This window comes from Phyllobacterium zundukense, from assembly GCF_002764115.1.
GTDB classification, from domain to species: Bacteria; Pseudomonadota; Alphaproteobacteria; order Rhizobiales; family Rhizobiaceae; genus Phyllobacterium; species Phyllobacterium zundukense.
In genome coordinates this window covers 91,665-114,912 of sequence record NZ_CP017944.1, presented here as the reverse complement: position 1 = coordinate 114,912, position 23,248 = coordinate 91,665, and the positions used below count along the sequence as shown (strand labels likewise).

General features: G+C 58.1%; 22 protein-coding genes. 8 read left to right on the top strand and 14 right to left on the bottom strand.

Features of this window, described 5'->3' with window-relative positions:
- Positions 1–2: 2 nt before the first annotated feature.
- Positions 3–1,208, bottom strand: a complete 1,206-nt coding sequence (locus BLM14_RS28980; protein WP_100003514.1) for an ABC transporter substrate-binding protein — start codon at positions 1,206–1,208, stop codon at positions 3–5.
- 307 nt (positions 1,209–1,515) lie between these two features.
- On the opposite strand from BLM14_RS28980, the gene BLM14_RS28975 reads away from it, so the two are divergent.
- Complete coding sequence (locus BLM14_RS28975) at positions 1,516–2,427, top strand: LysR family transcriptional regulator (RefSeq protein ID WP_100003513.1); 912 nt, start codon at positions 1,516–1,518, stop codon at positions 2,425–2,427.
- Here the strand turns inward: BLM14_RS28975 and BLM14_RS28970 are convergent, their stop codons facing one another.
- From BLM14_RS28970 to speB, 10 genes are all read right to left on the bottom strand, one after another.
- The gene (locus tag BLM14_RS28970; RefSeq protein ID WP_100003512.1) at positions 2,428–3,540 is read right to left on the bottom strand and encodes an NAD(P)/FAD-dependent oxidoreductase; all 1,113 of its coding nucleotides are present in this window, start codon (positions 3,538–3,540) and stop codon (positions 2,428–2,430) included.
- Positions 3,537–4,316, bottom strand: coding sequence for a carbon-nitrogen hydrolase family protein (locus BLM14_RS28965; protein ID WP_100003511.1), 780 nt, complete (start codon positions 4,314–4,316; stop codon positions 3,537–3,539). The genes BLM14_RS28970 and BLM14_RS28965 overlap by 4 nt, the downstream gene beginning before the upstream one ends.
- Positions 4,313–5,113, bottom strand: a complete 801-nt coding sequence (locus BLM14_RS28960) for an ABC transporter permease (protein WP_100003510.1) — start codon at positions 5,111–5,113, stop codon at positions 4,313–4,315. Before BLM14_RS28960 ends, BLM14_RS28965 begins: the two co-directional genes overlap by 4 nt.
- Positions 5,110–5,964 carry an ABC transporter permease gene (locus tag BLM14_RS28955; protein ID WP_100003509.1) on the bottom strand — a complete coding sequence of 285 codons (855 nt, stop codon included), beginning with the start codon at positions 5,962–5,964 and terminating at the stop codon, positions 5,110–5,112. The genes BLM14_RS28960 and BLM14_RS28955 overlap by 4 nt, the downstream gene beginning before the upstream one ends.
- Entirely contained in the window at positions 5,961–6,998 is a 1,038-nt protein-coding gene (locus BLM14_RS28950) for an ABC transporter ATP-binding protein (protein WP_100003508.1), read from the bottom strand. The genes BLM14_RS28955 and BLM14_RS28950 overlap by 4 nt, the downstream gene beginning before the upstream one ends.
- Before the next feature lie 76 nt (positions 6,999–7,074).
- Positions 7,075–8,163 carry an ABC transporter substrate-binding protein gene (locus BLM14_RS28945; RefSeq protein ID WP_100003507.1) on the bottom strand — a complete coding sequence of 363 codons (1,089 nt, stop codon included), beginning with the start codon at positions 8,161–8,163 and terminating at the stop codon, positions 7,075–7,077.
- Between the two features lie 73 nt (positions 8,164–8,236).
- On the bottom strand, positions 8,237–8,887 hold the full coding sequence (locus tag BLM14_RS28940) for an amino acid ABC transporter permease (RefSeq protein ID WP_100003506.1): 651 nt from the start codon (positions 8,885–8,887) through the stop codon (positions 8,237–8,239).
- Positions 8,884–9,552 carry an amino acid ABC transporter permease gene (locus BLM14_RS28935; protein ID WP_100003505.1) on the bottom strand — a complete coding sequence of 223 codons (669 nt, stop codon included), beginning with the start codon at positions 9,550–9,552 and terminating at the stop codon, positions 8,884–8,886. The genes BLM14_RS28940 and BLM14_RS28935 overlap by 4 nt, the downstream gene beginning before the upstream one ends.
- Before the next feature lie 4 nt (positions 9,553–9,556).
- The gene (locus tag BLM14_RS28930) at positions 9,557–10,366 is read right to left on the bottom strand and encodes a transporter substrate-binding domain-containing protein (protein ID WP_100003504.1); all 810 of its coding nucleotides are present in this window, start codon (positions 10,364–10,366) and stop codon (positions 9,557–9,559) included.
- Between the two features lie 98 nt (positions 10,367–10,464).
- Positions 10,465–11,526: an agmatinase gene (gene speB / locus BLM14_RS28925; RefSeq protein WP_100003503.1), complete on the bottom strand. Its 1,062-nt coding sequence runs from the start codon at positions 11,524–11,526 to the stop codon at positions 10,465–10,467.
- Positions 11,527–11,740: 214 nt separating this feature from the next.
- Between speB and gcvA the strand changes: the two genes are divergently transcribed.
- Complete coding sequence (gene gcvA, locus BLM14_RS28920) at positions 11,741–12,787, top strand: transcriptional regulator GcvA (RefSeq protein WP_100003502.1); 1,047 nt, start codon at positions 11,741–11,743, stop codon at positions 12,785–12,787.
- A 10-nt stretch (positions 12,788–12,797) separates the two neighbouring features.
- On the top strand, positions 12,798–13,973 hold the full coding sequence (locus BLM14_RS28915; RefSeq protein WP_100003501.1) for an aminotransferase: 1,176 nt from the start codon (positions 12,798–12,800) through the stop codon (positions 13,971–13,973).
- Positions 13,974–14,039: 66 nt separating this feature from the next.
- On the opposite strand, the gene ggt is transcribed toward BLM14_RS28915, so the two are convergent.
- Positions 14,040–15,764, bottom strand: a complete 1,725-nt coding sequence (gene ggt, locus BLM14_RS28910) for a gamma-glutamyltransferase (RefSeq protein ID WP_237143748.1) — start codon at positions 15,762–15,764, stop codon at positions 14,040–14,042.
- Between the two features lie 121 nt (positions 15,765–15,885).
- Positions 15,886–16,608, bottom strand: a complete 723-nt coding sequence (locus tag BLM14_RS28905; protein WP_100003499.1) for a glutathione S-transferase — start codon at positions 16,606–16,608, stop codon at positions 15,886–15,888.
- A gap of 295 nt (positions 16,609–16,903) precedes the next feature.
- Here BLM14_RS28905 and BLM14_RS28900 point away from each other — a divergent pair, with 295 nt between their 5' ends.
- From BLM14_RS28900 to BLM14_RS28880, 5 genes are all read left to right on the top strand, one after another.
- Entirely contained in the window at positions 16,904–18,247 is a 1,344-nt protein-coding gene (locus tag BLM14_RS28900; RefSeq protein ID WP_100003498.1) for an extracellular solute-binding protein, read from the top strand.
- A gap of 80 nt (positions 18,248–18,327) precedes the next feature.
- A complete protein-coding gene (locus tag BLM14_RS28895; RefSeq protein WP_100003658.1) occupies positions 18,328–19,224 on the top strand; it encodes a carbohydrate ABC transporter permease in 897 nt (298 codons plus the stop codon).
- 9 nt (positions 19,225–19,233) lie between these two features.
- Positions 19,234–20,121 (top strand): ABC transporter permease subunit, encoded by an 888-nt coding sequence (locus BLM14_RS28890; protein WP_100003497.1) that lies wholly within the window; start codon positions 19,234–19,236, stop codon positions 20,119–20,121.
- 11 nt (positions 20,122–20,132) lie between these two features.
- Complete coding sequence (locus BLM14_RS28885; RefSeq protein ID WP_100003496.1) at positions 20,133–21,251, top strand: sn-glycerol-3-phosphate import ATP-binding protein UgpC; 1,119 nt, start codon at positions 20,133–20,135, stop codon at positions 21,249–21,251.
- Positions 21,252–21,271: 20 nt separating this feature from the next.
- Positions 21,272–22,192 carry a sugar phosphate isomerase/epimerase family protein gene (locus tag BLM14_RS28880; protein ID WP_100003495.1) on the top strand — a complete coding sequence of 307 codons (921 nt, stop codon included), beginning with the start codon at positions 21,272–21,274 and terminating at the stop codon, positions 22,190–22,192.
- 42 nt (positions 22,193–22,234) lie between these two features.
- On the opposite strand, the gene BLM14_RS28875 is transcribed toward BLM14_RS28880, so the two are convergent.
- Positions 22,235–23,224, bottom strand: coding sequence for an aldo/keto reductase (locus tag BLM14_RS28875; RefSeq protein ID WP_162293275.1), 990 nt, complete (start codon positions 23,222–23,224; stop codon positions 22,235–22,237).
- Positions 23,225–23,248 lie beyond the last annotated feature (24 nt).

Genomic DNA, 23,248 nt, shown 5'->3' with positions numbered 1-23,248 from the left:
CGTTACTCGACCAGCGGGCAGCCGCTTTCGGCTGGCTTGATGTAGGCTTCGGCACCCGGAACCGTGGCGAGAACCTTGTAATAGTCCCAAGGTGCCTTGCTCTCATCGGGCTTTTTGACTTCCATCAGGTAAACATCGCTGATCAGTCGGCCATTGGGTCCGACCTTGGCGCCGCGGCCGAAAACATCGTCCACCGGCATTTCATGCATGGCCGCGGCGACTTTTTCCGTATCGTCCGTTCCGACTTTCTGGATCGCCTTCAAATATTGCGTCACACCCGAATAGGTTGCGGCCTGGATCATGTTTGGCATGCGGCCGGTCCGCTTGAAGTACTTCTGGCCGAACTCACGCGATTGATCGTCGCGATCCCAGTAGAAGCTTTCGGTAAGCGTCAGCCCCTGCGCCGCCTCGAGGCCGAGGCCGTTCACTTCGGACAGGGTGAAGAGCAGTGCCGCCAGGCGCTGGCCGCCGGAGACGATACCGAATTCCGCAGCTTGCTTGATGGCGTTGGCAGTGTCGAGCCCGGCATTGGCGAGGCCGATGACCTTCGCACCAGACGACTGGGCCTGCAGCAAGAAGGATGAATAATCCGCTGTCGCCAGTGGGTGGCGAACGGAGCCAACGACCTTACCACCCTTGGAGGTGACGAATTTAGCGGTCTGCTCCTCAAGCGAATAACCGAATGCATAATCGGCGGTGAGGAAGAACCAGCTATCACCACCCTGCGCAACCAGCGCGCCGCCGGTGCCGACGGCAAGCGCATGGGTGTCGTAGGCCCAATGGAACCCGTAGGGCGAGCACTGCTTGCCGGTCAATTCTGTTGTCGCAGCGCCGGTCACAAGATCGATTTTCTTCTTTTCCTTGGAGATGCCCTGCACGGCGAGCGCCACGGAAGACGTGGTCAGCTCCATGATGGAATCGACCTGTTCCGTATCATACCACTGACGGGCGATATTGGAGGCGATGTCCGCCTTGTTCTGATGGTCGGCGGTGATGATCTCGATCGGTGCATCCAGCACCTTGCCGCCGAAGTCTTCGGCGGCCATCTTCGCCGCTTCATAGGACCACTTACCGCCGAAATCCGCATAGACACCAGACTGGTCGTTCAGGATACCGATCTTGACCTTGCCGTCGGAAAGCTCCGCACTGGCCGCGGGAATAACCGTGGCCGCCATTAGGGCCGCCGTTGCAATTGCTAGTAGTTTCATTCCTGTTTCCTCCCAAAAATTGACCGCTCACAGGACCATCTCATGATGACTGTCGCGGACGCGCTGGCTCAACTGAAAAATGTCGATAGAGATCGTGCGGATATCGCCGCATCTCGCTGGTATTACTCTCCTCCTCAGTCCGGCCGCTTGTTCTCGAGCCCAGACAATAGTCATCCCCATGATTGCCCTGTTTCTCCCGACCGGCAACCATGATGTTGGAAAAACTGTAACATTGACAAATAGGTACACAAACACCTATTTTTGCACAGAATAAGTACAAAAATGTACATGTGCGAAATGAGGGGCAATGCGACAGTTTACCTGGGATGATCTGCAGTATTTTCTTGCTGTTGCCCGCACCGGACAATTGACCACCGCTGCACGAAGGCTGCGCACCAACCACGTCACGGTGTCAAGGCGGATCGACCGGCTGGAGGAAGCCCTGTCGGCACGTCTGTTCGAGCGGAACCCGCGCGGCTACATCCTGACTGCGCTCGGCGAGAAACTGATCGAGTCCGCCGAGGTGATGGAACGCGAAGCCGATCGCTTCCAGAACGAGGCATCTGGAGGGACGATTTCCCTCAGCGGCGTGGTCCGCCTCAGCATATTGGAGGGATTTGCTAATTTCTTCCTGGCCAATCGTCTGCCAATGATGGCGCAATCCTATCCCAGCCTCTCCATTGAAATGGTGACGATCCAGCAGATCGTGTCGCTGTCACGGCGCGAAGCCGATTTGTCCATCACACTACATGCGACGCGAACCGGTCCGTATTATCAGGAAAAGCTGATGCCCTACCGCCTGTTCATTTATGGGTCGCAGGATTATCTCTCCCGCCATCCAGCGATCAGGCAGCAATCCGATCTCTCCAGCCACCGGTTCATCGGCTATATCGAAGACATGATCTTCACGCCAGGCCTCGATTATATGCGGGAGATCCTGCCCGGATTGCGCGCGTCCTACCAGAGCTCCAGCATTTTCGCCCAGCTCAGCGCCGCACGGTCAGGCTTTGGCCTCTGCATTCTGCCCTACTACATTGCTTGTAAATATCCAGAACTCGTGCCGGTCATGCCGCAGCAATTGCATCTCAACCGCGATTACTGGTTGATCTGCCATGAGGATATTGTCAGCACGCCGCGCATTCGCGCCTTGAGCAACTTCATCAAGTCGGAGCTGGAAAGCCAGACTGCAACCTTTGCCGGCCAACCGCTTCTGGATTGATCAGGCAAAGCGGGCAGGAGACAGCAGCGGGAGAAGCGATTCAACTTCAGCCTCTGGCGACTGACCGCGGATGAGAGCTGCGGCAAGCGCAGAGAGGGCGGGGGCCGTCTGGATCCCATAACCGCCCTGTCCGGCCAGCCAGAAGAATCCGTCGACCTTGTTGTCGAATCCCGCCACCGGCGTCCGGTCCGGCGCGAAGGTGCGCAAACCAGCCCAGCTGCTCTCGACGCGGGTGACCGGTGTGGTGACGGCCTGCTCGTAGCGATAGAGCCCTTCGGCAAGGATCATATCGTCGACAAAGGCGTCATGCGGTTCCACTGGGGTTTCGTCGCAAGGCGAGACGAAGAGCCGTCCGCCATCCGGCTTCATGTACCAGGCCTCATTTACGTCATCGACCAGCGGCCAGCCCCTTGTGTCATAATTTTCCGGAGCAGGCAGCACGGCGATCGACCTGCGCATCGGCGTGAAGCCAAGCGGCTGAACCCCAAAGACCTGAGCAGTGATGTCAGCCCAGGCGCCCGAGGCATTGACCACCGTTTTGGCACGGAATGTCCGGTTTGCCGTTTCGACCTGCCATTCACCGGCAATGCGTTTGGCGCTTGCGACCTCCGACTTCGTAAAGACCTGCACGCCGAGTGCCGCGGCTTTGCGCAACCAACCCTGATGCAGGGCATTGACGTCGATATCCCAGGCATCTGCCTGATAACAGGCAGCCTTGATATAGTCACGGTTGAGGATCGGCACCATGGCGATGGCGCTGTCAACATCAATAGCCGTTACGCCAACACCATTGCGGACGAACTCTTCGCAAGGTTCAACGCCGCTTTCATCCGCGACCGTCAGCGAGCCGCGCTTGGTCAGCAGGGGCTCAGGAAAAAGGCTGACGTCACGATGTTCAAACATCGGAGCGCTGGCGTGGTTGAGCCCGCGAATGACGTCATTGCCGTAATTGGGAAGGAAGATCGCCGCAGACCGTCCGGTCGAATGATAGCCTGGCTGGCTCTCGCGCTCGAGGATCATGACCTTGTGGGTGTTGGCCAAAGCCGCAGCTACACCAGCACCTGCGATACCCGCACCAATGATGAGAACGTCCGTTTCGATTGTTTCGGTCATGCTGGACCCAGATCTTTCAAATAGGGATTGCCGTTGATCGAGGTGGCAAAGGCGGCAGGATCGATGTCGGCGAAGATCAAATGCTCTGCGTCATCGTCGCAAGCCGTCATCAGACTGCCATCGGGGGCGGCGATGCGCGAGAGACCGGCAAATGCAAAGCGGTCGTCAGCGCCGGCATGGTTGATGTAGGCGACAAAAATCTGGTTCTCGAAGGCACGGACCTGGATCATGTGATTGGCGATGAAAGTACCCGAAGGCCCAGCTGGGAGGGCAGTCGGAACGAGGATCATGTCAACGCCACCAAGCGCTAGACGGCGAACATTTTCCGGAAATTCCACGTCGTAGCAGATGAGCATGCCAAGTCTCAGTCCGCCCATCTCGACCACGCAATTGGCGGGCTTTGCCGGCTTGAACAGGGACCGCTCATAATCGCCATAAAGATGCGACTTGCGATAGATCGCCGGCTGAGTATTGCCATTGACGAACGCCGCGCTGTTGTAGACATCTGCCCCGTCTCGCTCAGCAAACCCGGCGATGATGGCGATGCGGTTTGCTATCGAGATCGCTTGCAGCATCTTGATCTGCTCGCCGTTCGCGGGCTCTGCCAATGCGGTAATCGCATCTCCCGTGCCATAGCCGGTGACGCAAAGTTCTGGCGTGATCAGGAGCTCAGCGCCGCCCTTTGCTGCGTCGGCGGCAGCACGTTCGATGCGTGCAAGATTGGCCTGCACATCGCCGGAGACCGATTGCATTTGCAGTGCGGCGATACGCATCATGAATCATCCGAAGCCATCGCGCCGAGCAATTTCGGCAGATCGCCGAATTTCGCAACCAGCGAGAAGATCACGGCGGCCGTAGCGACGAAGAGGATCGTCACCGACGCCATCGTCGGCGTGTAACCGTAGCGCAACGCATTGAATATCTTGATCGGCAGCGTCTCCAGCGTGAAGCCCACCGTCATATAGGCAACGATATACTCGTTGAGGGACAACACGAAGGCGAAAGCATAGCCGGAGACCAGGTAGGGCAGGATCAGCGGCAGAACGACTGTACGAAATACCGTACGGTCGTCGGCGCCCATGGTTGCTGCCGCCTCGACGAAGGAACGGTCAATGGCGGAAAAACCAAGCGAAAGCGTCACCAGTGGCAGGGTCACGAAAAAGATCGCGTGGCCTATCACCGCAGTCCAGGGTTGGCCATAGAATCCCGTCGTTGCCCAGAAGGTTAGCAGTCCGAGAGCGGTGATGACCGGTGGCAGGGTGAAAGGCGCGATGCCCAGCACCTGGAAGATGTTCGCCCAAGGTGCGATGCGCCGCCAGAGGAACCACGACAGCGGCAATGCAATCAGTACTGCCAAAGCTGCAGACGTCGTTGCCAGAACGACGGACGCGACGAGCGCCGCCCGCCATTCCGGATTGGTAAAGATCTCACCGTACCAGCTCAACGAGAAACCTTGCGGCGGGAAGGCCAGTGTCTGCTTAGCATTGACCGATACGCCAGCCACCACGATCAGCGGCAGGCTGAGAAAAAGGCCGATCACCAGGAAATAAAAGCGTCTGAGCCAGTGCATCATGCCTTTTCTCCCTTGCGTCCGATAAGCAATGTGAGCGCCACGAGCCCGAGCGTGACAAGAACAAGAAACACTGCCATCGCTGCGGCGAATGGCATGTTGGATTGATAGATCGCCTGGTCGGTGATGAGCACCGAGAGCGTCCAATGCTGCGGGCGGCCAAGGATTTGCGGCAGGAGGTAGGAGCCGAGCGCGAAGATGAACACCATGATCAACGTCGCCATGATGGTGTTGCGCAGGGCAGGCACCAATACGTTGAAAAAGGCACGGATCGGTGATGACCCCAACGTTCGTGCCGCTTCCATCAAGGTTGGATCAAGCCGCACGATGGCGGGGTACAGAACGAGGATCGTGTAGGGCAGGGCCTGATAGACCATGCCCGTGAGCACGGCACCAAAACTCGGGAACAATGCGACCGCCTGATCAAGGACGCCGATCTTCACCAGCAGATTGCTGAGGCCAGCTGTGCGGGAGAGGAGCGTCGACCAGGCAAAGCCGATAATGACTTCCGACAGCGAAAGCACGGAGAGCAGCGCCACGAGCCAGAACACCTGAAGGCGGCGTGTAAACTTGCTCAGCAGATAGGTGAAGGGCAGTGCCAGGACGACACAGCAGATGGCGACCGTCACGGCAAGCATCAACGAAAAGCCAAGCACGCCACCAAAAAAGGGGCTGAGGAAGCGCTCATAATTGGAGAAGACGAAAGCCGGCGTATAGAAGCCCCCTTCCTGGCGCTGGAAAAAGCTGACGGCAATCATCGTGCCGAAAGGTATGACAAAGAAGAGCAGCAGCATGCCGGCGGGGAAAAACAGCGGCCCGTAATCGGCGATTGATTGAGGGGGTTCGCGCTTCATTGCTTCAGTACCACGCAAACGTCGGGGGAAAGCGAAATGCCGACGGCTTGCCCGGCAACGACGTCGGGCCGCTCGCGCGGCGTCGAGACCGCAATAATCTGCTTGCCGCCGGCTTCGACAAACGTCTCGATCGTGCCGCCGAGATCGCGAACGAAGGTTACCGTTCCATCGATCGCGCCATTGCCCGGCGCGGTCAGGTGCACATCTTCCGGACGTACCGATATCGTGGCCTTTTGTGCGCCGGCCGGGAGGACAAGGCCCTGAACCCGGTGACCGAATATGGTCGCCGCGCCGGAGCTGTCGGCCTGGGTCTCGATCAGATTGGTCGAACCGATAAAGTCGGCCACAAAAGTGTCGGCGGGTTTGCGGTAGATTTCGATCGGCGACGCGGCCTGCCGAACGTGTCCGCCATTCATGACGACAACCGTGTCCGCCATGGTCATTGCCTCGCGCTGGTCGTGGGTGACGACGATGGTGGTGATGCCGAGTTTCTGCTGGAGTTGACGCAGTTCGACCTGCATGGCCTCGCGCAGTTTTGCGTCGAGGGCCGAGAGGGGTTCGTCAAGCAGGAAGAGTCGTGGCGAGAGTGCCAGCGCCCGGGCGATGGCTACGCGCTGGCGCTGACCGCCGGACAATTTCGACACGGGCCGGTCGCCATAACCTGGCAGGTGGATCAGCGTGAGCAATTCGTCTACGCGTTTTTGCTGGTCCTCGCGTGCGGCGCCGCGAATGCGTAGCGGATAGGCGATGTTTTCACCCACGCTCAGATGCGGGAAGAGTGCCAGCGATTGAAACACCATGCCAAGTTTGCGCTTGTGCGTCGGCACGCCGGTAATGTCGTCGCCATCGAGCAGGATGGCGCCATTTGTCGGATTGTCGAGCCCGGCGATCATGCGCAGCAGCGTGGTCTTGCCACAGCCCGACGGTCCAAGCAGGCACACGAACGTGCCGTGCGGCACGGAAAGATGCACGTTCTCGACTGCGGTGAATGCCCCGAATTGCTTGGTGACATTGTTCAAAACCAGTCCGGACATCGGTCCCCCGTCTTCTTGTTTGTTCAGTGAACACCACCCTTCCCCGGACGGGCGAAGGGTGGCAGTGCACATCGTGTTAGCCGACGATCAGCTCGGTCCATTTCTGGTTCAGCCAGTCGGCCTTGGTCGTGTAGAGATCATAGCGCGGAATGATCGGCTCGATGTCGGATGAAACCGAGGCGAATTCCTTTTCGTTCAGATCGAGCAGTTCTCGCTTCACCGTCGGCGAGGTGCCGACCTTGCGCGATAGCGTGGCCTGAATGGCCGGCTGGCTCATATAGTCGATGAAGATATGGGCTTCCTCGACCTTTTTCGATGCGCGAGACAGGGCCCAGCAACCCGAATCCTGAACGCCGCCTTCCTTCGGGAAGGTGGAGCGGACCGGGTGGCCTTCCGAGGCGGCGAGGCCCGTGACGTCATGATAATATTGTCCCATCGGAATTTCACCGGATTTCAGCGACTGTTCGAACTGCGCTTCATCGCGATACCAAAGGCGTACATTCGGCTTGACCTCGGCCAGCTTGTCAAAGGCCTTCAACAGACCCTCTTCCGTGTCGAGAGCATTGGTCCCGCCGAAGAAGGTCTTTGCAGTTATTTCCAGCAGGAAGGAGTTGGATACCAGGGCGAGCAGGCCGAGCTTGTCGGCATTGGCCTTGTCCCAGAAGGCAGCCCATGATGTCGGCGCTTCCTTGTAGACGTCGGTATTGGTAACGAGCGTGATGTACCACGAGACGGCACCGATACCGGCAACTGCTCCATCCGGATATTTGTTGACGAAGCGATCGAGCAGGTTCTTCGCGTTAGGGATTTTCGCCATATCGAGCGGGGTCCACAGCTTGGTCGTCTGTCCCTTGAGCATGGACACCTGCGACATCATCGAGACATCTGCAGGAGCTGCGCCTGCTTTGGAGGCCTGTTCAAGCTGCACCAGCCAGGCTTCGCCGGTTGGCTCGGCTACGGATTCAATTGTAATGCCTGTCGCCTTGGTGAATTCCGGGAAAATGTTCTTGTCGAACGAATCCTTGAAGTAGCCGCCATAGACGCCGACCTTCAGCGATTTGTCCTGCGCCCGCAGGATATTGGGCATTGCCAGAACAGCTGCCGCCATGACACCGGTGCCAAGCACCGCACGGCGGCCGACGTCTTTTTTCAGAATATTGTCCATTTTCTTATCTCCTATTTAGACCAGTTTTCTGGCCGATTCCCACTTTTGTTTTTTACTAATCTCTGTCCGCAATTCAATGCTGGCGAGCGGTACGAAGCTCCAATATCTTTGTATAGCGCGTCAGCGGGTAGCACAGAACAAAATAGATCAGCGCTACCAGCCCGTAGACGGTAAAAGGTTCAAAAGTCGCATTGTTGATAGCGTTCGAAGTCCGGACCAATTCCTCGAAACCGATGATGGAGGTCAGCGCCGTACTTTTGATCAGCTGCACCAGAAAGCCCACCGTCGGTGCACGCGTGATGGCAAAGGCCTGCGGCAGGATGATGAGCCGCAGCTGGGCTACATAGTGCAAACCGAGACTGCTCCCCGCGTCCCACTGTCCGTTTGGCAGTGACTGCACGCCGCCACGCCAGATCTCGGCAAGAAAGGCGCTGGCGCAAAGGGTCAACCCCAGAACGGCAGCCGTCCAGGCCTCGATACGAAACCCCAGAAGCGGCAGGCCGAAAAACAGCAGGAACAGCTGCATCAGCAGCGGCGTTCCCTGAAAAAGGCCAATGTAGTATTCGGCGGCGCGTCGCAGCCAGCGCCGCTTTGATATGCGCAGCAGCAGAATTGCCACGCCCGCAATGGCGCCGCCGGCAAAGGCAACGATGGAGAGCAGGATCGTCCAGCGGGCAGCGAGCAGGAGATTGCGCAATATGTCCCAGAAGGTGAACTCGATCATGCCATGCCTCCGGCGATCGTGCGGCGCCCCGCCGCAAACAGCAGGCGGCGTAGGCCAATGCTCATCCCGAGATAGACCAGGGTGACGATGAAATACGTCTCGAAGGCACGGAAGGTTCGTGCCTGCAGCATGTCTGCCTCATAGGTGAGTTCGCGCACCGCGATCTGCGAGACGACGGCCGACTCCAGCATCATGATGACAATCTGGCTGGTGAGAGCCGGAAAAATAACTTTCAGCGCCTGCGGCAGCACGATCTTGACGAACACCAGCCAGGGCTGCAGGCCCAGTGCTGCGGCGGCTTCCTTCTGGCCTTTCGGTACCGCGTCAAGACCGGCACCGACGATCTCCGTCGTGTAGGCGGCCATGTTCAGCGTCATGGCCAGCATGGCGGCAATAACCGGGTCGAGCCGGATGCCAAGCCGCGGCAGGCCAAAGAAGATGAAGAATAGCTGCACCAGGAAAGGTGTGTTGCGTACGAGCTCGACATAGGCGGCGATTGCCTTGCGCAGTATCGGGTAGCGGCTGCGCCGGGCAGCCGCTCCGAAAATGCTCAGGACCGTGCCAATGACGGAGGTCACGGCGATCAGGAAGATCGTCATGGCCGCGCCACTGGCGATCATCCCGACCGCGCCATTCAACCAGCCAAAGTCGAGCGCATAGCCCACCGGATCAATCCTTGAGGTTGTCAGGGTTGAGCGGTGTCTTCAGCCATGCTTCCGAGGTCTTGTTCAGGCTTCCATCGGTCAGCATCTTTGCCACCGTATCGTTGATGGCCTGCTTGAGACGGTCCTCTTTCTTGTTGAGCGCTATGTGGGATGGCGATGTCAGCAGCTGGAATTTCTGCTCGGGCGCCAGGGCTTCCTGACGGGCGAGAACCTGTGCGCCGACATCATTGCCAACAACCATCAGCTGTGTCTGGCCGGAAATGAAGGCCTGGATCACCGAATTGTAGTTGTCGAAGCGCTTGACGTCGGCGGAAGCGGGCACCACCGCGGTCAGGGACGTGTCTTCCAGAGTGCCGCGATTGACGGCGATGCTCTTGTCGGCAAGATCGTCCTTACCCTTCACCTCAAGCGCCTTCGGTCCAATGACCGCAATATAGTAAGGCGCATAAGCGGCCGCGAAATCGATGACCTGCTCGCGTTCCTTGCTGTAGCCGACGCTCATCAGGAGGTCGACGCGGTGTTCCGTCAGGTAAGGAATGCGGTTCTGTCCGGTCACGGCGACAGGATTGAGCTTGACCTTCAACGCATCGGCGAGAGCCTGCGCCACGTCCATGTCATAGCCCTTCAGCGTCATGTCTGCACTGGCTGAAGAGAAAGGCGGGAAGTCAGAAAAAACGCCGACATTAAGGACACCCGCCTTGGTGATGTCGTCGATCGCGTCGGCCTGGGCTGCATTTGTGGCAATGCCGATACTCGCGCCACTGAGCAGCAGCAGGGCGGCAAAGGATGATCGCAGTGTCTTGTAGATTGTCATTTTATTCCCCTTCATTGTGTTATTTGATCGATGAGGACAATCCGGCTGTTACGCCATTAAAGGCCTCATCATTCGTTGGCTTTGGAATTCCATGGGCATCAACGCTTGTCCTGAACAAACGGGCTGAACACCATCAGGCTGAGAATCTCGAACAGGACCTGTGCGCCGGCATGGGCAGTGTTCGTCGTCGCGTCATATTGCGGAGCGACTTCGACCACGTCACCGCCGACGAGATTGATACCCTTGAGGCCGCGAATGAGTTCAAGCACTTCACGTGTCGTCAGGCCGCCAACTTCCGGCGTGCCGGTGCCGGGAGCAAAACTTGGATCGAGGCTGTCGACGTCAAAGGAAAGATAGGTCGGGCCATCGCCCACGATCGCACGCGCTTTTTCAATGATGGCTGGAATGCCGAGACCAGTCACTTCTTCCGCGTGGATCACGGTCATTCCGGATTCGTAGGAGAATTCCCACAAATATTCCGCCGAACCGCGAATGCCGATCTGGATCGTGCGGCTCGGGTCGAGAACACCGTCAAGAACCGCATTGCGGAAGGGACCGCCGTGGTGGAATTTCGTCTGGTCGAAAGCGCCGCCCGTGTCGCAATGCGCATCGATGTGAATCATGCCGACAGGACGTTTCTTGCCGACTGCCTTCATGATCGGATGGGTGATCGAGTGGTCGCCGCCGACGGAAAGCGGTACCACGCCGGCATCGACGATCTGATTGATGCGGCGCTCGATGTCGTCATGGCTCTGTTCCAGCCTATAGCGGCTGGCGAACGGCACATCGCCAATATCGGCGACGCGCAGGTCGAAAACCGGGGCGCATTCGAGAACATGATTGTAGGGGCCAATGCGCTCGATGGTGCGCAGCGCCCGCGGACCGAAACGCGAACCCGTGCGGTTGGTAACGCCAAGGTCCATCGGCACGCCGACGATGGCGACCTGCAGGTTGCCGAAATCCGGATTGGTGGCATCGACGGGCATATGGGGAGCAGTCAGAAAGGTCGGAACGCCGGCATAGGGGGCAAGGCGTGTACCGCTCTTGGAAAAGATCTTGTCTGCGACCTTGCGGAATGTCGGATCGAACAATTCACCGCCATGGCTTTCGCCATATTTGGCGCGCAGCTCGCTCAGCTTGTTTTCGTCCCATGATGCCATGACAGTATCCCATTGTCTTCGTGCGCGGGGCGATAGGAGCGGATTCAATTTTGAAGATTGCCAGATAATCCGCCGCTGTCTGTTCCCCGGGCATTTTGCCTCGTTGGCAACATTATCGTTGCAAAACGGATGGAAAAGCAATTGACATTGTTATAGCATAGCTTGTGAGAAAAACTCACATGACTTTATCCCGTTTGATCGCTAATGGAATCGCATGACCCTAGGCCGCTTGCCCCCGCTGAACCCCTTGCGCGCCTTCGAGGCGACGGCGCGGCATGGCTCCGTGACTGCCGCTGCGCGTGAACTCAATGTCACGCATGGCGCGATCAGCCATCAGATCAAGGCATTGGAGGCAATCCTCGATGTCCAGCTGTTCGAACGGGGTGCGCAGCGCCTGAAGCTCACCCCGCAGGGGGCATTGCTCCTCCCGACCGTTTCGAAAGCATTCGAGGACATTGCGAGCACGACCGCGCTGATCAAGCGCCCGACGACGAGTGGCGAGCTGACCGTCACCTGCGTACCGGCACTTCTCTCGCTCTGGCTCATCCCGCGCATGAACCAGTTCACCGAGCAATATCCTGATATCAGGCTGACGCTGATCGCCTCGAACGAGCCCGATCATCTGCGCTCGGCGGATGTCGACGTCTGTGTGCTTTATGGCCATGGCAACTGGACCGATTGCTGGATACGGCTTTGGACGACGCTGAAACTCTTTCCTGTGGCGAGTCCGACTCTGCTCAACATGCGGCCATTGCGGTCCGTGCGTGATCTGCGCAATCACGTTCTCCTGCATGGTGACGATGGACGGGAGTGGAACACATGGCTTGCCGCTGCCGACGCCACCGAACATGCCCGCGGCGCCCAGCATTTCATGAGCGATGCACGGCTCTCGACCGAGGCTGCCGTTTACGGCCAGGGCGTTGCGCTCGGCGACACGATCACCGCGAGCAACCTCATTGCCAAGGGTGAACTGATCGTGCCGTTCGATCTCACGGTTCCCGCCAATAATGCCTTCTATGTCGCCTGCCGCAACGAGGTGCGCAACGCGCCCATCGTCAAGGTGTTCATCGACTGGCTCTTCGCCTCGCTTGAGGCCGATACGATCACCGAGCCGCAAACATCAGCGCGCAGGATCATCCGCCGCCGCAACGGCAAGGTCAGCGCACCGGAACGTCTCGCTGCACCACCTTCGATTCCGACGACCCGCCCAAGACGCCCCGATCGCACGCAGAAGCGCCGGGCCAAGATTGATACCCGATAGGACTTTTGCCATGACCGCTGCACTGCTCAATTCGCTTGTCACCCGTCTGTCACCGCCGCCGATACCGGCGGTACAGGCCTGGGGCAAATCCTATGGCGGCGGCCATGGTCCATTGATCGACCTGTCCCAGGCAGTGCCCGGCTATCCCCCGCATGCGGATATGCTGCAATGGCTGGGCGAGGCGGCTTCGTCGCTGGCCTATACGAATTACGGGCCGATCGAGGGCGAGACGCCGCTGCGCGAGGCCTATGCGGCGCACGTCTCGGACCTGTACGGCGCGAAGTTTGGCGAGGGCAATATCCACGTCACCTCCGGCTGCAACCAGGCCTTCATCTGCGCGGCAATGGCGGTGGCGGCGGCAGGCGACACGGTCCTGATGACCGATCCATTCTATTTCAACCACGAGACCACACTGGCGATGCTGGGCATCAAGACCGGCTTTGTTGCCTGCGATTCCGCCAATGGGTTTGTTCCGACAGTGGAAGCCGTTGAGCGCGCCCTGACACCAGATGTGCGCGCGCTTGCGCTCGTAACCCCGAACAACCCGACGGGAGCGATTTATCCCCCTGAGCAGCTGAAGGCGATCTTCGACGTCTGCAGGAAGCACGGCATATGGCTCATCCTCGATGAGACTTACCGCGATTTCCTGCCCGAGGGCTACGGCGCGCCGCATGGTCTCCTGGCCGAGAAGGGATGGCAGGACAACCTGATCCAGCTCTATAGTTTCTCCAAATCCTTCTGCATACCGGGACACCGGCTTGGCGCCTTGACTGCTGGCGAAAAGGTCGTCGAGGAAATCGCCAAGATCATGGACAATCTGCAGATCTGCGCCCCGCGAGCGGCTCAGGGTGCGGTGGCGCGGGCTCTGCCGGCACTCGCCGAATGGCGGGCTGGCAACCGGCACGAAATCGAGGTGCGCGCCGATGCACTGCGTGAAGTGATGACGGATCTTGGCGGCTGGAAGCTTGAGGCGATCGGCGCCTATTTCGCCTTTGTCCGCCACCCATTCGAAGGCCGATCGTCAGCGGAAGTTGCCGAACAACTGGCCAAACGGGCAGGAATTCTTGCCATCCCTGGCGAGTATTTCGGCGCCCGGCACACGCGCTTCCTGCGTTTTGCCTTTGCCAATGCCGATGCCGTAACGATCCGGCAGCTGCGTGGCCGCATGGTGGATTTCAGTTTGTAAAATCATCAGCTGCAATCCTGCTGTGCGTGGTGAGCCTCGTCGAACCACGCACAAGGAATTTGCCAATCAATAACCCAGCGCCTCACCTGAGCCGGAACGGCTGTCGATCGCGCCGTTGTAACGCGCCCCGCCGCCTTTCTCGATTTCGGCAAGACTCTTGCCGCCAACCAGGATACCGGCGGCCTGACCCCAGATTGTCCAGCTCCTGTCGATGTCGACGTCATGGCCCATTTCCGTAAGGATTTTTCGTGTGTCGCCGGACAGGGCATAGGGCTCCATATAGACTTTATCCGGCAGCCACTGATGGTGGATGCGCGGCGCGTCGATGGCCTCCTGGATATTCATGCCGTGATCGATGACATTGATGATCGCTTCGAGCGTAATGGTGATGATGCGTGCACCGCCCGGGCTGCCGATGACCATGAACGGTTTGCCGTCCTTGGAGATAATTGTCGGGCTCATGGACGAGAGCGGCGTCTTTTTTGGCTGGATGGCATTCGCCTCGCCCTGGACCAGCCCGTAGAGATTGGGAACGCCGGGCTTGGCGGTGAAGTCATCCATCTCGTTGTTGAGCAGGATGCCGGTTCCCGGCGCGACGACGCCGGCACCGAAGGAGCCGTTGAGCGTATAGGTGACGGCGACCGCGTTGCCCTCGTCATCGATGATGGAATAATGCGTGGTTTCCTTGCTCTCGCCAAAACCCTTCGGCATCAGTTGCTGCGATACGCCCGCCTTGAACGGGTTGATCTTCTCGCGGATTTCCTTGGCATACTGCTTGTCGAGCAGTTTCGTGACCGGGTTCTCGACGAAATCCGGATCGCCCAGCGAAGCATTGCGATCGACATAGGCATAGCGCATGGCCTCCACCATGGCGTGAACGGTTTCGGCGGAGCCATAGCCGAGATAACCAAGTGGATAGCCTTCGAGAATATTCAGGATCTCGCAGATGATCACGCCGCCGGAGCTTGGCGGCGGCGAGGACACGATGTCATAGCCGCGATAATTGCATTTCACAGGCTCGAGTTCGCGTACGGCGTATTGTTCGAAATCCGCCCTAGCAAGAATACCGCCTCCTGCCTGGCTAGCCTTGACGATGGCATCGGCGGTCGGGCCCTTGTAGAACGCTTCCGGACCTTGCTCGGAAATGCCGGATAGGGTTGCTGCCAGATCGGATTGGACCAGTGTCTCGCCAATCGCATAGGTCTTGCCGTCAGGCTTAAGGAAGATTTCGGCGGCAGCCTTGTCCTTGGCAAGTTTCTTGGCGCCACCCTGAAGCGAGGTGACATCGCCCTGGTTGAGCACGAAGCCATCCCGGGCAAAGCGGATCGCCGGGCCCATCAGCTCGTCGCGTGGCTTGGTACCGTATTTGGTTCGGGCGGTTTCAAGGCCGAAGACCGAGCCTGGCACGCCGACCGCCAGATAGCCATCGGTGCTCAATCCTTTGACCATATTGCCCTTATCGTCGAGATACATCGTCTTGGTCGAGCCGAGCGGCGCGCGCTCGCGGAAATCGAGAAAAGTCGTCTTGCCGTCCTTCAAGCGAATGGTCATGAAGCCACCACCGCCGATATTGCCTGCCGTTGGATAAACGACGGCCAGTGCATAGCCAACGGCCACGGCAGCATCGACCGCATTGCCGCCATTTTTCAAAACCTCGACACCAACTTCGGATGCAAGATGCTGGGCGGTGACGACCATGCCGTGGTCGGCTTCGACCGGTTCCGGTGACGCTGCAAACACAGCCGGTGCAAGGCCAACACTCAATGCAACGGCGAAGGCACCAGCTTTCATAGAGCGATAGTCCATGGTCGTTCCTCCGAAAAAGGATTGAATGGGATAATGGAACCCGTCCGGCCCACCTTGTCCAGCAAAAGTGACAGCGCCGGACGGACATGGCGGTATCTGGCCTTAGTCAGGCGTCCTGGTCAAGCTCAGGATAGTGACGGAAGATGCCTGATTCATTGAAGTCGAGCCGGCGTTCGGAGGCGAGATAATTCTTTATGTTGGGGCGCTGCTCAATTGCATCATGCAAGGCAATAAGCGCCGGATAATGTCTGCTGAAATCTTTGGTGGCCCGCGGAAAGGCGTAGTGGAGCCCTTCGATTACCTGGAACAAGGACAAGTCCACATAGCTTAGCTCATTTCCGATCGCATGTTTGCTGCCTTCCGGATTTAATTCCAGCACGCGCTCGAAATAACCCATGAATTTTGGAATACGATGCACGTTGAAATCGGCAGAACGCTGTTTGGCTGCCTCCTTCTGATCTTCATAATACTGGTTTGTCGAAACGGGGTGATGCGTATCATGCACCTCGGCAACAAAGTCGGTGATGGTCAGTTGCAGGCCATTGGCAATGAAGCGCAAAGGTTCGCTCTTTGGTGCAAGGCCAAGCTTTGGGCCGAGATAGAGCAGAATATTGGCGACGTGCGGGACGATGAGATCGCCATCCTTCAGGAACGGCGGCGCAAAGGGTATGTGCGGTTCGGTCCTGCCCTTGAGCAGCTTCATCATCGCCGCCATGCCGTCCGGCCGTCGCGTGACATCCACATAGTCCACGCCGGCCTCTTCAAGTGCCAGCCGGACGAATTCGCCGCGGCCCTGTATTCCGTCCCAATAATAGAGTTCGTAAGGCATGGAGGTCTCCCTGTGCCAGGGTGGGGATTCTCGCAACGAAGCACGGGATTGTGGCAGCAATCGCCCTATGGCGAAAAAATTGTGCCATTTCAAGCATCACATGACGAAACAAAGGTGATGGCTTGTAGCCGGCTTATTTAGTGGTTTTACGCAGCTGTGCATTGTCACAATACTTTCGTACCAAATCGATCAAAGTTTCACACAGCCACCCTAGACATAGTTGCGATCGAGGCGGCCAGGGCTTTCCTGGAATTGCCCGTAAATTCATTGCCACTCATTGGAACGGGGACTTCAGATGAAAACACTTGCTGTCAAATTCAGTTTGGCCGCTGCTGTCTTGGCGGCTGGTCTCGGCGCCACGCCTGCACTTGCAGAAAAAACCAAGTTCGAGTTCTGGTATGGGCTGAGCGGCGATCTTGGCGAGCGCGTCCAGGACGCGTGCAAGAAGTTCAACGACTCGCAGGCGGATTATGAAATCGTCTGCACCAGCCAGAATGGCTATCCCGAGACGGTGCAGAACGCGATTGCTGCCTACCGTGCCAAGAAGCACCCGGCCATCGTGCAGGTGTTTGACGGCGGCACACTCGACCTGATGCTGTCAGGCGCTTTCGTTCCGGCGAAGAAGCTGATGGAAGACAATGGCTACAAGATCGACTGGGCCAATTATTTCGGTGGCATCGCCAATTATTATGCGACTTCGAAGGGCGAACTCTACTCGTTCCCGTTCAATTCATCGACTGCCATGTTCTACTACAATGTCGATGCGTTCACCAAGGCAGGCATCGAAGGCGCCCCGCAGACATGGGAAGACGTCGAAGCCGCTGCACGCAAGTTGAAGGCAGCAGGCTATTCCTGCCCGCTCGGCTTCAGCTTTGATACCTGGGCTATCGTCGAGCAGTTCTCTGCGATCCACAACCAGCCCATCGCGACGAAGAACAATGGTTATGACGGACTCGACACGGAACTCGTCATCAACAAGACCAAGCTCGTCGATCACCTGACCTTCTTCAAGAAGATGACCGATGAAGGCCTGTTTGTCGTCAAGACCAAGCAGCTCGGCATGGATGTCGTTCCGGCATTCACATCCGAAACATGCCAGATGATCCAATCGTCGATCGCCGATCACGGCACCATCGGCAAGACCATCAAGCCGGGCGCCAAGTGGGACGTCACCATGCTTCCGGTCTGGAAAGGTACCGAGCGCCAGAATTCGCTGGTCGGTGGTGCCTCCCTCTGGGTCCTGAACAACCGTCCCGATGCCGAATACAAGGGCGCTGCAGCGTTCCTCAACTTCATTGCCCAGCCGGATATGGTTGAGTGGTGGTCGACCGTTACCGGCTATATCCCGGTTACGAAGACAGGCTTCGAAGCCATGAAAGCCAACGGCTTCTACGACAAGCCGGCCTATAAGGGCCGCGACAAGGCTATTGCCAGCCTGACTTTCACGCCGACTTCAGCCAATACACGCGGCATCCGTCTCGGCGGGTTCCCGCAAATCCGCAAGGAAATTTCCGATGCGATGGAAGGTATCTTCTTCGGTAAGTTGACCGTGCAGGCAGGCCTCGACCAGGCCGTCGAACGCGGCAACGCCATTCTTCGCCGCTTCGAAAAGACCTATGCCGGCCGTGCATTGAACTGATCCACATCGCATCAATGGCCCGGAGCGCATCCGGGCCATTGGTTTTTGCATCCAATCAAGAGACTGGGCCGGACGATCTCATGAACAAGCGCGCTGTTTTCAAAAGCTGGTGGTTGCCAATCCTGTTTGCGTTTCCGCAACTCCTGCTGATTTTGTTTTTCTTCTATTGGCCGGCGACGTCGGTTCTCACCTGGGCCTTTTCGCTGGAGCCGGCATTTGGCGGGGTAGGGGAGAGACTGTTCGTCGGCTGGGACAATTTTCGTGAAGTCTTCGCCGACAGTGAATATTGGCAGTCGGTTTCGCTCAGCCTGTTTTTCGCCTTCAGCGCCACGGCCCTTTCGATGTTCGTCGCTTTTGTGCTTGCCATTTGCGTTGATCGCCAGCTGAAGGGGTCCGGTTTGTTCCGCTTCTTCTACATATGGCCCTATGCGATTGCCGCGCCGGCGGTTGGCCTTGCTTTCCGTTTCATCTTTGCTCCCGAGAGCGGTCTGATCGCGGTGGTCAACACCTGGTCGCCCGATCTGTGGAATCCGGCGAAATTCGGCAGTCACGCGATGATACTGGTGATCGTGTGTTTCGCCTGGAAATGGATCGGTTACAATTTCATCTTCATGACGGCGGGTCTTCAGTCGATCCCGCGCAGCCTGATCGAAGCATCGTCGATGGACGGCTCCGGTCCGGTCCGCCGGGCATTCGATCTGCAGATCCCGCTGCTAGCGCCGACCTTGTTCTTCCTGCTTGTGCTCAATCTGACCGAAAGTTTCGTTGGTCCGGATACCTACGGCATTGTTGACCTGACGACCGAAGGCGGGCCGAACAAGGCCACCAATGTCATGGTCTATCGCATTGTCAGCGAGGCATTTCGCGGCCTGAACTATTCGGGTGCAGCGGCGCAGAGCCTCATTCTCATCGCCCTGATCATGCTCTTTACATTCATCCAGTTCCGCTACGTCGAGCGGCGTGTGCATTACAAGTAGGATCCGGCGATGATTGAACGCACTCCCATTCTCAACGCCGCGACTTACTTCATCATGTGTCTCGGCCTGCTTCTCATTCTCGGCCCGTTCTGGATGATTTTCGCGGCATCGACGCAATCTTTGGCGCAGGTCAACGCGGTGCCCTTCAATTTCATGCCGGGTGCGGACTTCCTGCACAATCTTCAAGAGGCATGGCATCGAGCCAATCTTGGCCCTGCTTTGCTCAACAGCCTCATCACCTCGCTGCTGGTCATGACGGGCAAGATCGTGCTTGCAGCGCTGAGTGCCTTTGCAATCGTCTATTTCCGCAGTCCGCTGCGTCATGTGTTCTTCTGGATGGTGTTCCTCACATTGATGCTGCCGCTCGAAGTGCGCGTGATCCCGACATACAATATTGCGGCAGATGTTTTCGAACCGGTGCGCTGGCTCATCCAGACGCTCACCGGCATTGAATTGTCGTTGCAGTGGAACTTGCTGAATTCCTATTCCGGTCTGGTTCTGCCGCTTATCGCGACAGCGACAGGAACGTTTCTCTACCGGCAGTTCTACATGACCCTGCCGGATGAACTTGCGGAGGCGGCGAAGATGGATGGAGCGCGGCCGTTGCGGTTCTTCATCGATATCCTGTTGCCGCTGTCGCGCACCAACATGCTGGCGCTGGCAACGATCATGTTCGTCTATGCGTGGAACCAGTACCTCTGGCCAAAGCTGATGACCACGGAGGCCGATTACCAGACCGCAATGGTGGCGATGCGCACGCTTGTCCCTTCGGTCAACAGCCTGCCGGAATGGAATATCTCCATGGCCGGTGCCCTCATCATCATGTCGCCGCCGCTGATCGTCGTCGCTGTTCTGCAGCGCTGGTTCGTGCGCGGTCTCGTCTCGACAGAGAAATAAAGGAAAAATCCATGGCTGAAATCAGCATCAAGGACGTCCGCAAGTCGTATGGCCGCACGCAAATCCTGCATGGTGTCGATCTCAATTTCAAATCGGGAGAATTCGTCGTCATCCTTGGCCCTTCGGGTTGCGGCAAGTCGACCCTGCTGCGCATGATCGCCGGACTCGAGGAGATCTCGGCAGGTGAGATCTCGATCGATGGCACGGTCGTCAACGAGCTTGAGCCGCGCGATCGCGGTTGTTCGATGGTCTTCCAGAACTACGCGCTTTATCCGCATATGAGCGTGGCCGCGAATATCGGCTATGCGCTGAAGGTCGCAGGTGTTCCGCGCGCTGAGCGGGACAGGCGTATCGCGGAAACGGCACGGGTGGTCGGGCTTGAGGAACTGCTGGACCGCAAGCCGGCACAGCTGTCGGGTGGTCAGCGCCAGCGCGTTGCCATGGGCCGTGCCATCATTCGCGAGCCCAAGGTCTTCCTGTTCGACGAACCCCTCTCCAACCTCGATGCCAAGCTGCGCGTCCAGATGCGCGTTGAGATCCGCCGCCTGCACAAGCGGCTGTCGGCTACCTCGGTCTTCGTGACCCACGACCAGGTTGAGGCCATGACGCTGGCTGACAAGCTGATCGTGATGAACAAGGGCCATGTCGAGCAGGTCGGCACGCCACTGGAAATCTACCATCGGCCGCGGACCCGTTTTGTCGGCTCCTTCATTGGCTCGCCAGCCATGAACTTCTTCGACAGCACGATCGCGCCGAGCGGAGATTTCGTGCTGCTCGACGGCATAAGATTGGCGATTGACCCGGAGCTCGGTCGCGATAATGCTGGCAGTAATGTCGCCGCAGCTATCCGGCCGGAACATTGCCGGCTCGTTGCGGCGGGAACGGTAAACAGCGTGCCGGCGACGATCGATTTTGTTGAAGAGCTGGGTTCAGGCCGCATCGTTCACGTCGAGATCGACGGGCAGACCTTTGCTGTCGCCATGGACGAAGGGCAACTCTTCGAAACGGGAACGACGGTCGGCCTGCAGTTGCCAGCCGAACATATTCACCTTTTCTCGCTGGAAACGGGCCTGCGCCTTGATGACGTGCCCGCAGTAAAGCGTACAATCAAAACAACCGTGGCGGCCTAACCCGCTTGAAAGGATCGATCATGAACTCAGCCTCTACTATTTCTTCCGTCGGTTTCTGTACCTATACGGGCGACGGCAATTTCGATACGCTTGAAGGCTCGCTGCGCACCATCAGCGATCTCGGTGCAACCGCTGCTGAATTGTCACTCTACGGCGAAGAACTGATTTCCGGCGGCCGCATCATTCCCGGTCGCGCAGAGCGCCTGGTCGAGATCACCCGCAAGTTCGACCTGCGATATAGTGTACACGGGCAGATCGTTTCCAACTTCATGGATAGTGAACATCTCAACCTGCAGAAAGCTGTCGTCCGCGCCATGCTCGAACTTTGCAATCGTGTCGAGGCTGGCATTCTCGTCCATCATAGCGGTCAGGCAAAAATGCCGGCGCTGACACGCATTGGCGAGCTTGACCAGATGGAGCGGGATGCGCTGGCCGAGATGGCCGAGATCGCCAAGGGTTATGGCGTGCGTATCGCGCTTGAAAATATCTTTGCGCTGAGCGATGCGGAATACCGTCAGACGCCGGAAAAGGTCGGCGAGACAGCCAAGGCCGTCAACAGCCCCAATGTTTGCGGCCTGATCGACTTCAGCCATGCTTATATCGAATGCACGCGCCTCGGCCTCAACTGGCGCGAGCAGATCCGGGCGATGGCGCCAGTCACCGGACATCTGCATGTGCATGACAGCTTCGGCCGTCCCTACAGCATGACGAAGTTCTATCACCCGGCCGAAGCGACCGCACTCGGGATCGGTGATCTGCATCTGCCGATTGGCTGGGGCGACATTCCCTGGGAAGAGATCTTTTCCGAACTCACCTTCCTGCCGGATACCATGCTGATCATGGAAATCACCGGAGAGCGATTTGCCACCGAGCAGGCCGACAGTCTCGCCCGGGCGTTGAAGCTTGTAGACCTGGTCAATAGCCGCCGGCTCGCTGCATGATTTTTGCTGGGCGTGGCCGTTTGCGCGGCCACGCCTGACCACTCATCGGATTGTAAAGGGCTCGAACGCGGCATAGGCCGCCTCCGGTACATTCACCGACAACAGGTCCATATTTCGGGTCAGGCTGGACGGCTTGGCCGTGCCGATAAGGACATTGGCGACAACCGGTTCACGCAACGGAAACTGCATGGCAGCAGCAGCAAGCGGAATCGAATTGGCTTGCGCAATCTCCTGCATGGCCCGTACACGCTCGAGAATATCGTCCGAGGCCGGGCCGTAATCGAAATTGGCCCCGGGAACCGGTCCGGTTGCCAGGATACCGGAATTGAACACACCGCCGATCACCAGTGAAATCTGCTGTTTGCGGCACACATCGAGCAACCCGCGCTCGGCCGAGCGATCGAGCAACGAATAGCGCCCGGCAAGCAGGATGCAGTCGATAGGACTTCTTGCGGTCACTTCGAGGCAGACTTCAACCTCGTTGACACCGAGGCCGTAGGCAGAGATCGCGCCGGAGGATTTCAGCTCGTCGAGCGCCTTCATACCGCTGTCTAGCAACTGGCGTAAATAGACCGCATTCTTCTCGGCGCCATGCGTGTAGGCGCCAATATCGTGGACGTAGAGAATGTCGATCTGGTTCAAACCGAGCCGGGCATAGCTGAACTCGAACGACCGCATGATACCGTCATAGGTGTAATCATAATCGACGGTAAAGGGCAGCGGGTTGACATAGGAATGGTCGGGGACCTGATCGTCAGGGACCGGCCGCAACAGGCGGCCAACCTTGGTCGACAGGACATAGGTCTCACGCGGTTTGCTGCGCAGAAAATCGCCAGTCCGCCGTTCGGACAGGCCGAAGCCGTAGAACGGCGCGGTGTCGAAATAGCGTAACCCGGCATCCCACGCTGTCTGCAGCGTATCCATCGCTGCTTCGCGCGTGCACTCCCGGTAGAGCCCGCCAATCGCTGCTCCGCCAAACCCGAATTGCGTGACGGCAAGCGGCGTCTTGCCTATTTTGCGGATATCCAAAATGCTTCTCCCAGCAGTTCACTATGT